Origin of the sequence: Mucilaginibacter sp. PAMB04168, assembly GCF_039634365.2 — a bacterium.
Taxonomy (GTDB): domain Bacteria; phylum Bacteroidota; class Bacteroidia; order Sphingobacteriales; family Sphingobacteriaceae; genus Mucilaginibacter.
This window is the reverse complement of record NZ_CP155079.2, coordinates 3,335,890-3,348,150: the sequence shown is the minus strand read 5'-3', so window position 1 is coordinate 3,348,150 and position 12,261 is coordinate 3,335,890. Positions and strand designations below refer to the sequence as shown.

Genomic DNA, 12,261 nt, shown 5'->3' with positions numbered 1-12,261 from the left:
TTAACTTCTCTAATATGTTTTCAATACCATCTCTAAAATTAAGCCTTCAAAAAGCAGCGCAAGGTATTTGTGCAACCATTGCTTTAGGGGTATGCCTTGCATCAACTACGGTTGAGGCGCAACAGCTGGCTTTTCCGGGTGCCGAAGGTTTTGGCCGCTTTGCAACCGGCGGGAGGGGAGGCAGCGTATATCACGTTACTAATTTAAATGATAAAGGCGAAGGTTCTTTCCGCGATGCAGTTAGCAAACCCAGCCGTATTGTGGTGTTTGATGTAACTGGTGTAATCAAAATTACCGATAAAATAGCCGCCGCATCCAAAATTACTATTGCCGGACAAACCGCACCGGGACAAGGGATTGTAGTTTACGGCAACGGTGTGTCATTTTCAGACAGTACCATTGTGCGTTATATGCGTTTTAGAGGCAGCATCAACATGCCACGCGGCGCCTGCACTGTAGTGGCTGATGATTGTAAAGATGTAATATTTGATCACGTAAGTATTGAGTGGGGAAGATGGGATAATTTGCACATCAAAAACAGCTCAAACATCACATTACAATACTGTCTCGTAGGTGAAGCCATTGACCCGCAAAGATTCGGAGCCTTGTTCGAGAACCCAACTAATGTAACCGTGCACCACTGTTTGTGGATTGACAACCAAAGCCGTAACCCCAAAGGTAAGGCCGGTTTAGAGTATGTGAACAACGTGGTGTATAATTGGGGAGTAAACGGATTTGTAGGCGGGCACTCAGCTGCTGTGCACACACAAGATATTATAAATAATTACTTTATTGCCGGTCCTAATTCAGGCCATGCTTTTATTGGCATGTTTTCGGCAACTGATAAGGTTTACCATAAGGGTAACTATGTAGATATGAACAAAGACGGCAAACTGAATGGCCGTTTAACAGTAGACTCAGATTTTGTAAAACGTGGCTTAACCATGTTGCCGCGCTCTACTTACAAAGCCAATGTCAAAGCCGAAAGTGCCACAGAGGCTTACCAAAAAGTATTGGCCGAAGCAGGCGCATCCCTGTCACGTGATGCCGTCGATACACGCATTATTGGCTACCTCCGGAGTTTAGGCAAGTTGGGCATTATATTTAAAAGCGAAGTTGATGCCGGCGGCCAGCCGGAATTACCTGTTGCGCAAAAGTTAGCCGACACAAACGGCAACGGTATACCCGATAAATGGGAGTCGACTCACCTAAGTGATACAGCTAACCTGGCAGATACCAGTAAAGTAGGCAAAGACGGCTATACGCTAATAGAAAAGTACGTAAACGAATTAGCTAAAATCAGATAGTTGATAGTAAGTAATATGATTTAAAAAACTTCAAACCTCATTACATATCAAAAGAAAGCCTGCAGAGGAATAATCTACAGGCTTTTCTTTTGTTACTTAAATATCAATTATTTCTTTAAGCCAATAACCAGTGCGCTTGTAAGCAAGCCGGCCAATAAAGCTCCTGCTAAATACTTACGGTGTGCTCGTGGCTTCCCGGGTAGTCCAAAACCGCCATGCGTGCTCATTCCATACTTTACGGTGGTAAACAAGTTGCCATCCGTTAAAGGAAGGTTATCGGCTACTTTGAAATATCTCCGCATTACAAATCCGGTAGCTTTAGCCGTAAGCTCCGGAAATAAGGCGTGTGATAATTTAAGCAAAAGCGACAAGCTCCCTACATAAGTATTAGACCGTGGATCTTTGATCACGTTTGCCATGGTTTGAGCAAGCCGCTTCGGATCGTAAACAGGTGGCGCAGGCCTCAGCACCTTGCCTGTGTAATTACCTGCATGATGAATGCCGGGTGTGTCCAAGAAAGCCGGGAACAGATCACAAACATGAATATCAGGCCATGCCGTCAATTCGGCCTTAAGCGCCTCTGAAAAGCCTCTTAAGCCAAATTTGCTTGCAGTATAACCAGCTCCAAAAGGCACTGGTAAAAATCCGCCGATAGAGATGTTATTAATAATAGTGCCCTGTTGCTGTGCTTTGAAAATAGGTAATATGGCATGGGCTCCATTCATGTAGCCCAACAAATTAGTTTCGATAATTTGCTGATGCACTTCCATTGGTGTTTTATCAAAATCGCCGGCTGCTAACACGCCGGCATTATTTATCCAAACGTCTACTTTGCCTTGCCACGCTTGTGCCGCGTTGGCCAGGTTTATCATGGCTTTGGCATCAGTTACATCTACGGGCACAACCAGGGTTTGTGCGCCTAATTGCCTGCACTCGTCTGATAGTTCATTTAATGCATTTTCATTACGGGCAGCTAAAACCAAATTAGGACTAAATGGAGCAAACTCAAGCGCAGCTGCACGGCCGGCACCACTTGATGCCCCTGTTATAACAATTGTCTTACCTGTTAAATGGTTGTTTTGTAGTTCCATCTTTTTTTAACCATTGGTAACACTAAGTGTTTTGCATAACAATCACCATCATTGCCTATAAGTCAGGAAGCAATAAGGGGCAGACCTGCCAGTAAAGTGATAAATAGGCGAAATAATCAAACAAAAAAGTTTTATGCATATCACAAAATGATACCTTTGAAGCTGTGCATATTACACAGATGTGTTAAATGCTTAATGAGTATTACACTAATAACAACTACAGATGTTTAGTTTAAGAGATAAAATCGCTGTTGTAACCGGCGGTGGTAGTGGTATAGGAAAAGCCATATCCAAATTATTTGCACAGCAAGGTGCAACCGTTCATGTCATAGAACTTAATGCTGATGCGGCGCAGCAAACGATTGATGAAATACAGTCATCTGGCGGGCATGCTTTTGCGCATAGCGGCGATGTAACTAATCAACAACAGATACTACAGGTCTTCCAATCTATAAGTAAAATAGATGTTTTAGTTAATAATGCAGGTATTGCCCATGTTGGCAACGTTGAAAAAACCGAAGAGGCCGATTTTGAAAGGGTATATAATGTTAACGTAAAAGGTGCATATAATTGCCTGTATGCAGTTGTGCCGATTATGAAAAGCAACGGAGGTGGTGTTATCGTTAGTATGGCTTCCATTGCATCATCTGTGGGTATTGCCGATCGTTTTGCCTATTCTATGAGTAAAGGTGCAATTCATGCCATGAGCATGTCTGTAGCACGCGATTACCTGGGTGATAACATACGTAGCAACAGCATATCGCCGGCCAGAGTTCATACACCATTTGTTGATGGCTTTATTGCAAAGAACTATGCTGGTCGTGAGGCAGAGATGTTTGAAAAGCTATCGCAAAGCCAACCTATAGGCCGTATGGCTAAGCCCGAAGAGGTAGCCGCCTTAGCGCTTTATTTATGTTCTGACGAGGCCGGCTTTATAACAGGATGTGATTATCCTATTGATGGAGGCTTTATTAAATTAAATAACTAGTTCTGCCTATAACAATATGGTTAAGAAGACAGTATAACGCTGTATTCCTTTTAACTTAAACAAAATGAACATAATATGGTTCAATTGACATGAAATCGTACGGACTGGTACACCAATTATTGAACCTTGTTGAACAGTTTGAAAAGGAGAGTAACGGATCGGAAATATCGATGCAGGGCTTTGCTGGTTTCTTAGTTAATCATTTGCAAGATTCGGCTCCGAACGAAACAACACCAGATATTCGCTTTGGTGAAAATGAGAAAGAGGCTCAATCACAGGCTTATCAAATTGATAATAGCATTGCACGCTTGTTTATTTACATGAGCCGCTATGCCAAATATTATATCAAAAAGGCTTTAGAAGGCACTCCTTTGCAAACAGGTGAAGACTTTACCTGTCTTGCCATTCTGCTTACTCACGATAATATGTCTAAAGGCGATCTGATTAGCCGTAACTTGCAGGAGAAGACATCAGGCACAGAAGTAATCAGACGTTTAATTACAGCCGGGTTAGTTGAGCAGTGGAACGATGACAAAGATAAGCGGGGAAAACGTATTTGCATTACTGATGCCGGACGCGAGTTACTTTATGATGTGTTTAAAGAAATGAACAACGTGGGTAAAATAGTTACAGGCGAACTAAACTTGTCCGAAAAACTGGTTTTGCAACACCTGCTACAAAAATTGGAATCGTTCCACTATCATCATCACGAAAAGAAGACCATCAATTCAAAGAGGGATTTGCAAGAATTCAACAGTTAAGCGGTTAGTACAATATTTAACTTCTTCAAACAGTTTTGGTTCAAAGTTGTATTTATTATAACTTTGAATACTATGCTGAACTTATCAGTTGATATTGATGCCAATTCTGGTTTTTGTTTTGGAGTTGTTTACGCCATTGAGATGGCCGAACAAATTTTAGAAGAACAGGGTTATCTTTATTGCCTGGGCGATATTGTGCACAACGACGAAGAAGTGCAGCGCTTGCAGCACAAAGGTTTACGGATAATTGATAACGATTCATTCAGCGTATTGCGTAACGAGAAAGTGCTGATACGTGCACATGGCGAGCCCCCTTCTACTTATCAGTTGGCCTTGGCTAATAACATACAGCTCATAGATGCATCATGCCCTGTGGTGCTTAAACTGCAAAACCGAATTAAACGAAGTTATGACAACGGGGAGCCGATATTTATATTCGGTAAAGAAGGCCATGCCGAGGTAATTGGGTTAAAGGGTCAAACCAACAACAATGCCGTGGTTTTTGGTAGTTACACAGAACTGCAAACAGAGCTTCTCCCAGCGCAGATTACCTTATACAGCCAAACTACTAAAAGCACTGCAGAACTTTATAACATCAAAGATACCCTGGAGGCATCCGGAGCAAAGGTAGACTTAAAAGATACTATTTGCAGACAGGTATCCAATCGTGATCTGGAACTGCGGGAATTTGCTGCCCATTATGATACGGTTATCTTCGTTTCAGGAAAAAAATCATCTAATGGCAAAATGCTTTACCAGGTTTGCAAAGAGGCTAATTCAAAAACCCATTTTGTTTCAGGATTAAGCGACTTGCAGCCGGAATGGTTTAAGCAAAATGACCGTGTTGGCATTTGCGGTGCAACATCTAGCCCTATGTGGCTTATGGAAGAAGTAAGGGACCGGATAATCAATCTTTAGCAACTGGAATTTTACTTGCAGAAGTTTGTATAAAGGGCGTTATTTGAGCAATAATCCTTTAGCTAAACAACTTATGTATTTTGGTGACGAAACTCCGCTGAATATATTTCTTAATATTCTTTTTGAGCGCTATAGTAACAAGGTACCTGCGGTAAATAAAATTACGAATTCCCTCGTTGCGCAAGACGTAGTCCAATCACAGGACGAGATTGTAAACGATCATATTGCCTTTCGTACATTAGGCGTTCCACATTTGGGTATACAGTCTTTCGAAAAGATATTTCTGCATCATGGCTATCAAAAAAGAGATTATTATTATTTTGAAGGTAAAAAGCTGAATGCTTACTGGTATGCGCCACCCGCCGATAAGTATCCCCGCATTTTTATGAGCGAGTTAGTTGTAGATCAACTATCAGAACACGCGCAGCAAATCATTCACCAATATACCGACTCCATAATTGCCGATCCTGTCGATTCAGTTAACTTAAACGACGGAGCGCAGATTGGCGAGTTTCTGCATCAATCACTTTGGGCATTGCCAACCAAAGCAGACTACGAAAACCTATTGCAAGAAAGCGAGTATGCAGCCTGGGTAATTTATAACCGCTATTACCTTAACCATTATACGATAAGTGTACATGCCTTAAAAGAGGGCTATAACCGGCTCGAAGAATTCGATGCGTTTGTGGAGAGTTTAGGAATAAAATTAAATACTGCGGGTGGAAAAGTCAAAATTAGTGGTGATGGCCTACTGAAACAAAGTAGTACGGTAGCCGAAATGCAGGATGCCTTATTTGCTGACGGGCAAACCATGAGTATTGCGGGCAGCTATGTGGAGTTTGCCGAACGTCTTCCTTTGCCTGAATTTGCGCATTTAAAACCGGATGAATTGTTGACCCGGCACCGCCGCGACGGTTTTGAGACGAACAATGCAGATAAAATTTTTGAAAGCACTTACACAGGGCAAACCAAGGCTTAGCAGTATGGATAAAAAGCTGCAGCAATTGGCCGGGCAGCTAGAGGGAGAGCTGTTTTGTGATGATACTATGCGTGTTCTGTACGCTACAGACGCTTCTGCTTATGCGGAAATGCCTTTGGCTGTGGCTATGCCTGCTAGTGTTGTTGATATAAGAAGGCTGATTGAATTTGCCCGAACTGAAGGTACTTCTCTTATTCCACGTACGGCTGGTACATCGCTTGCAGGTCAGGTTGTGGGTAAGGGTATAGTAGTAGATGTATCTAAACACTTCACTAAAATTCTCGAAATAAATGCTGCTGAACGTTGGGTGCGCGTTGAGCCAGGTGTGGTGCGTGATGAACTTAATCTGTTCTTAAAGCCTTATAATCTATTTTTTGGACCTGAGACCTCTACGGCTAACCGAGCTATGATAGGAGGAATGGTAGGGAATAACTCCTGTGGATCAAACTCTATCATTTACCGGAGTACTCGTGAACATACTATTGAGATAAAGGCGTTATTAAGCGATAGTTCGGAGGTTGAATTTAAAGCTTTGTCTTTTGATGACTTTATTTCAAAATGCGCTGGAGATACGTTGGAAGCCAGAGTGTACCAAGGTATACGCAGCCAACTAAGTAATTATGAGAATCAAGTAGAAATTAGAAGTGAGTTTCCGAAGCAAAGCATAGCACGGCGTAACACGGGCTATGCAATAGATATAATGCTGCAAAGTGCGCCCTTTACAGCAGGTGGCGAAGATTTTAATTTTTGCAAGCTACTGGCCGGTTCAGAAGGCACACTGGCATTTATAACCGAGATCAAACTAAACCTTGAGCCATTGCCGCCCCGGGAGAATGGTTTGCTGTGTGTGCATTTCAATTCTGTTAACGAAGCTTTACGAGCAAACCTCATTGCTTTAAAGTATCGCCCCAGCGCAAGTGAACTAATAGACCATTACATTCTGGAATGTACCAAAGATAACATAGAACAAAGCCAGAACCGCTTTTTTGTTAAAGGTGATCCTGGTGCTATACTCGTTATAGAATATGCGCGAGAAACACGCGATGAAGTTTTAGCTATAGCGTCCCAGGTAGAGGCCGAAATGCGGGCGGCTGGTCTGGGTTATCATTTTCCGCTATTATTTGGAACCGATACGCAACGCATTTGGACCTTAAGAAAGGCCGGCCTGGGCTTATTAAGTAACTTGCCCGGTGATGAAAAGGCTGTTCCGGTTATAGAAGATACTGCTGTAGATGTACAGGATTTGCCAGCCTACATTCAGGACTTTAACGAAATTTTAAAAAAGTACGGCTTGTATGCCGTGCATTATGCACATGCCGGGTCGGGTGAACTGCATTTAAGGCCTATAATCAACTTAAAAACTGCCGAAGGAAATCGTCTGTTTAGGGTGATTGCACAGGAAATTGCAGCCTTAGTGAAAAAATATAAAGGTTCATTAAGCGGCGAACATGGCGACGGACGCCTTCGCGGCGAATTCGTAGAGCAGATGATAGGCAGACGCAATTATGAGTTATTGCGAGAAATTAAAAGCACCTGGGATCCAAATAATCTCTTTAACCCTGGTAAGATAGTGGACACACCGCCCATGAACACTATGCTACGTTACCAACCCGGGCAGCAGAGCCCGGCATTCCGAACGGTATTTCGCTACCCCAATCAGGATGTACTGCAACATGCCGAGCAATGCAACGGATCGGGAGATTGCCGCAAATCGCATTTAATAGGGGGTACGATGTGTCCGTCGTACATGGCCACCTTAAACGAAAAAGATACCACACGCGCGAGGGCCAATATATTAAGGACATTTTTGACTAATTCTGACAAACCTAATCGCTTTGACCATGAGGAGATCAAAGAGGTAATGGACCTTTGCATTAGCTGTAAAGGCTGCAAATCTGAATGTCCCTCTAATGTGGACATGGCTAAGCTTAAGGCTGAGTTTTTGCAGCACTATCAGGATGCCAATGGTGTTCCTTTCCGTTCCCGGTTAATAGCAAACTATGCCGCATCCGCTAGATTAGGTTCGGTTGTGCCTGGCTTATATAATTTTATAATGACGAATGCGTTAACAGCTAGGTTGGTTAAATCCTTAGCCGGCTTTGCGCAAAAACGTTCAATACCAACGCTTGGTAAGTTAACGCTGAAAAAATGGTTTGCTCAGCATAAAGGCAGCAACTCATTTGCTAGTAAAAAAACCATAGGCAGGGTATACCTTTTTTGCGATGAGTTTACGAATTATCAGGATACCGACATTGGCGTTAAAGCCATTATGTTACTGGAGCGCTTAGGTTACGAGGTGATACTACCGCAACATACTGAAAGCGGAAGAGCACACTTATCAAAAGGTTTACTACGAGAGGCTAAGAAGATAGCACATATTAACGTTCAGATCCTTAGTAAGTTAATTTCAGCAGATGAGCCTTTGATTGGGATCGAACCATCGGCCATACTTACTTTTCGTGACGAGTACGTTGATCTGATAGATGATGATCTTTTACCGGCTGCTAAACATCTCGCATCAAACAGTTTCCTAATAGACGAGTTTATTGCTGCAGAGATAATTAAGGGGAATATAAAGCAAAAGAGCTTTACCAACGCACAGCAGTTAATTAAGCTGCATGGCCATTGCCAGCAAAAGGCTTGGTCGGCCTTAGGCGCTACAAGTCGGATATTGTCTTTTCCCAAACATTATACCGTAGAAACGATACCTTCCGGTTGCTGCGGAATGGCAGGCTCGTTCGGGTATGAGAAAGAACATTACAACATTTCTATGCAAATCGGCGAACTGATTTTGTTGCCAACGGTTCGTAAGCAGCCGCACGATGTAATCATAGCGGCCCCTGGTACCAGTTGCCGTCATCAAATAAAGGATGGAACAGGCCGAAGAGCATTACACCCGGTAGAAATACTTTATAATGCCTTGCTATAACCTGCATCACTTCATTAAACCTTATTTCGTAGATAGTTGCCGTGGCAGATTTAGCTTATAATAGTAAAACGTCAATGCGGTGAGCATGAACCATCTTTAACTTTTCTGACCATGCGAATACCGTGAACTGGCCATCCTGCGAGGCCACCAGGGCAACCGCATCATGCTGGTCGTGTACAAATTGTGCTGCAGCAAGATGACGTGTGCCGCCATTTTGTGCCGGATGAATGCGTGTGGCTTGGGCGCCTGCTATAGGTTCGGTAAGTATAATTTCTTCAACAGGTACGCTGGTGGCAGAGCGGGCCACTTTAGCACCAAATGCTAACAGATCATAATGTTGTGTAATCACAGTTGCGCCATCAACCGCTGTAAATCCGCCAATAATATCAATGGCTTGCAGCAGGGCTTCTTTCCATTCAAACTTATTACGCTCCTGCTCTTTTTGCAGCATCAAATCGGCAATTACGGTATAAGGCGGCGTTACAGCATATTTAATGGGATGAACGATAGATTCGTGCCAGCCAGTTGATGCGCGCGGAACAATCAAGACCAATCCGCCGCGGCGATGTATACGTATGGATGATGCCAACTGTACCAGCACATTAAATTTTTCGCCCATAAACGAAGGCAGGGACATATTCATCAGCGAGGCATGCAAAGCAGGACAATCTGCAATGCCCATTGATTTTTCGTCGAGCACCTTAATCTGATCGCCATGTAAAACGGCAATATTTACAAACTTGCCAAAGCCTGCCAGGCGGCGGTGTTTAATAACCAGTAACCCCGGTTCAACCACTTCCAGCACAAAGCAAATTCCCGGTACCGTGTGTGTAGTGCCCCAAATGTACAACTCGTCGTTTTCGTGCCATACGCCCAGGTGAATGCCCGGTTGCTCTACAGCTGGGGCCAGTTTAACCAAATTATGTGGTGTAAGCCTTAGGCGGTCACCAAATACCAGGGGCTTGCCAGCCTGTTCTGGTTTTAACAAAGCCATGGAGATACTTACCGAACGGCCTTCCTCCCGGCGCAAACTGGCCCAAAAAGCAGTGTCAATAACAGCTTCGATAATGTTTGCGCTGCAAGCTGTGGCCAGATCCTGCTCGCCTAGTTCCTGAGCCTGAGACAAATGCTCGGCAAAATGAACTTCAATGGTTTCGGCTACCATTCGCGCTGCCAGATAGGAGGGTTCGGAAAACATAAGGTTGACGAATTTTGAAACAATGATAGTGATGAAGCGCGGGATAACAAAAGATATAACGCAATGCTTATGTAAAATAAAACGCCTGTCCCGTAATCGAGGCTATGGCGAATAGCATTAAAGGGGGCTAATCAACTTGAACCTGCAGATTTAACAAAAATTTTATATTGTTTTTTTAACGTATCGCTAAGTAATGTACTTGCATTTGGCAAAGGTCAATTTGAAGTTATAATTAAATCAATAACGCTTTGTCTGTTTGCTATTGAAGCGTATCATCGTTGGCTCAACTGTCTGATTTTTAGTATTTTGTTGGTGTTTTAATATTGACAGTAAGATAAATTCTCCCTTAATTTGGTCTAACCAATTAGTCAAAGCACACGCCTTATTTAACTATTATTTGAATTGCAACGCAATGGCTTATTGCTGCACTGTGCAAACCAATAGCTTAATTAAAGGATCTGCTACTTTAAGGGTATAACCTTTTAAACCAATTTTTAACCTCTCAACAACCTGATTTGTATGACCACAAAAGTGAATAAGTATGCCATTTTGGAACGTAACATTTTTTTTGTGTTTAACCTACTGGTTGCAGTTTTAAGCAGCCAGTGCACAAAGCCGCAACTGAAGACTGAGGAGCCGTTTGCTAAAGCCCGCACACAGCAAGTCGATCAGTTAATTAAAACCTTTCAAAGCGACTTTTCTATACCAGGAATTTCCCTGGCTATGGTTAGCGGCGATTCTGTTTATTGTACTACTATGGGGGGTGCTAACGCTGCAAACAAGCCTTTTACAGTAAATACGCCCTTTTTAGCAGGTAGCATCTCAGAACCTATGTTGGCTACTGCCGTATTAAAACTGGCCGATGATGGAAAGCTCGACCTTGATGAACCGATAGTAAATTACTTACCATACTTTAAAATGGGGGGAAACAGTTATCAGAAAATAACCATCCGGCATTTGCTAACCCACACATCTGGCATACCCCATTACAACATTATGTGGGATATGCCCAATTATAACCCCAATGCGTTGGAGGTGACCACTCGAAGCATTGGTAGCCAACTCCCTGAATTTAAGGAACCCGGTACACAGGTAAAACGTTCGCCTTACAACTACGATATACTGGCAGATGTAATTTGCAAAGTAACTCACAAGCCGTTTGAGGATTATATGAAGACTAATGTATTTGGAGCCTTAGGGATGAAAAGTTCATCCTTTATTAAGGTTAAAGGTACAGCTATGCCGTTTAAAACAAGTAACTGGCTTACTCACACCACAAAGCAGGATACGCTTTACCCTTATAACCGGGAGAACGGTGGCAGCGGCGGTTTCCATACTACCGCAACGGATATAGCCAGCTGGATGTTTACCTTGCTAAACAAAGGCCGTGCTAGAAGAGCTGAATTATTCGGTTCGGGTTTTTACGATGAAGTATTATCAACCCGGTTTAAAACAGGTAAAAGTACTGCTATCGGGTATGGGTGGGAAATTACAGAAGAAAAAGGCCAGCGTATTTTTCTAAAGGGTAGCCAGTACGGTGGCTTCAGCAATTTGGTTGTGCTAATACCCGAAAAGAGGATCGGCGTGGCTGTAAGCAGTAACATAGCGGGTGAATTTAACCCTGCTAATTTGGGTAAACTTGTTGCACAATGGCTCACCGGTAGCGCCTTAACACAGCCCAAAATGCCCATAAGCCTGGCTATGAGCAAAGCACTTGCCCGTACCGGCGAGATAAGTGATGCTTTTAAAACTTTTTCTGCCTTGAAAAAAACAGAGCCTAACAGCTATGATTTTAGTGCACAGGCCTTAACACAATTCGGCATTAACCTTTTGCACCGTGTGCATAATAAGCAACAAGCGCTGCAGGCATTTCAATTCTGTGTGCAGCAATATCCTAATTCTGCGTTTGCCTACCTCAATTTGGCAGAGGCTTATGTTGTTGCTAAAGACGCTCGCAATACTCGCTTAGCCATCAGTAAGGCACAAGTGTTGCCCGACGATTCGGGCTCAAAAGCCAGTTACCTGTCATACCTGAAAGAGAACCTTGAGATTTTAGAGGAAAAGAAAAGCTAATCAAGTACTCAACCAAT

Annotated in this window: 9 protein-coding genes; 7 read left to right on the top strand and 2 right to left on the bottom strand. The window is 43.0% G+C overall.

Going from position 1 to position 12,261, the window contains the following annotated elements; all coding sequences use genetic code 11:
* Nucleotides 1-14: 14 nt before the first annotated feature.
* Nucleotides 15-1,307: a hypothetical protein gene (locus ABDD94_RS14335; protein ID WP_345952812.1), complete on the top strand. Its 1,293-nt coding sequence runs from the start codon at nt 15-17 to the stop codon at nt 1,305-1,307.
* Between the two features lie 107 nt (nt 1,308-1,414).
* Here ABDD94_RS14335 and ABDD94_RS14330 read toward each other — a convergent pair whose 3' ends face one another.
* The gene (locus tag ABDD94_RS14330) at nt 1,415-2,398 is read right to left on the bottom strand and encodes an SDR family oxidoreductase (protein ID WP_345952811.1); all 984 of its coding nucleotides are present in this window, start codon (nt 2,396-2,398) and stop codon (nt 1,415-1,417) included.
* A gap of 223 nt (nt 2,399-2,621) precedes the next feature.
* On the opposite strand from ABDD94_RS14330, the gene ABDD94_RS14325 reads away from it, so the two are divergent.
* From ABDD94_RS14325 to ABDD94_RS14305, 5 genes are all read left to right on the top strand, one after another.
* Nucleotides 2,622-3,386 (top strand): SDR family oxidoreductase, encoded by a 765-nt coding sequence (locus ABDD94_RS14325; RefSeq protein WP_345952810.1) that lies wholly within the window; start codon nt 2,622-2,624, stop codon nt 3,384-3,386.
* Between the two features lie 89 nt (nt 3,387-3,475).
* Nucleotides 3,476-4,147, top strand: coding sequence for a MarR family winged helix-turn-helix transcriptional regulator (locus tag ABDD94_RS14320; protein ID WP_345951402.1), 672 nt, complete (start codon nt 3,476-3,478; stop codon nt 4,145-4,147).
* 72 nt (nt 4,148-4,219) lie between these two features.
* Entirely contained in the window at nt 4,220-5,065 is an 846-nt protein-coding gene (locus ABDD94_RS14315; protein ID WP_345952809.1) for a 4-hydroxy-3-methylbut-2-enyl diphosphate reductase, read from the top strand.
* Between the two features lie 73 nt (nt 5,066-5,138).
* The gene (locus tag ABDD94_RS14310; RefSeq protein WP_345952808.1) at nt 5,139-6,044 is read left to right on the top strand and encodes a DUF1338 domain-containing protein; all 906 of its coding nucleotides are present in this window, start codon (nt 5,139-5,141) and stop codon (nt 6,042-6,044) included.
* Nucleotides 6,045-6,048: 4 nt separating this feature from the next.
* On the top strand, nt 6,049-8,973 hold the full coding sequence (locus ABDD94_RS14305) for an FAD-linked oxidase C-terminal domain-containing protein (RefSeq protein ID WP_345955988.1): 2,925 nt from the start codon (nt 6,049-6,051) through the stop codon (nt 8,971-8,973).
* Nucleotides 8,974-9,028: 55 nt separating this feature from the next.
* Here ABDD94_RS14305 and ABDD94_RS14300 read toward each other — a convergent pair whose 3' ends face one another.
* Nucleotides 9,029-10,171 (bottom strand): putative sensor domain DACNV-containing protein, encoded by a 1,143-nt coding sequence (locus tag ABDD94_RS14300; RefSeq protein ID WP_345952807.1) that lies wholly within the window; start codon nt 10,169-10,171, stop codon nt 9,029-9,031.
* A 519-nt stretch (nt 10,172-10,690) separates the two neighbouring features.
* Between ABDD94_RS14300 and ABDD94_RS14295 the strand changes: the two genes are divergently transcribed.
* Nucleotides 10,691-12,244: a serine hydrolase gene (locus ABDD94_RS14295; RefSeq protein WP_345952806.1), complete on the top strand. Its 1,554-nt coding sequence runs from the start codon at nt 10,691-10,693 to the stop codon at nt 12,242-12,244.
* The last annotated feature ends 17 nt before the right edge of the window (nt 12,245-12,261 follow it).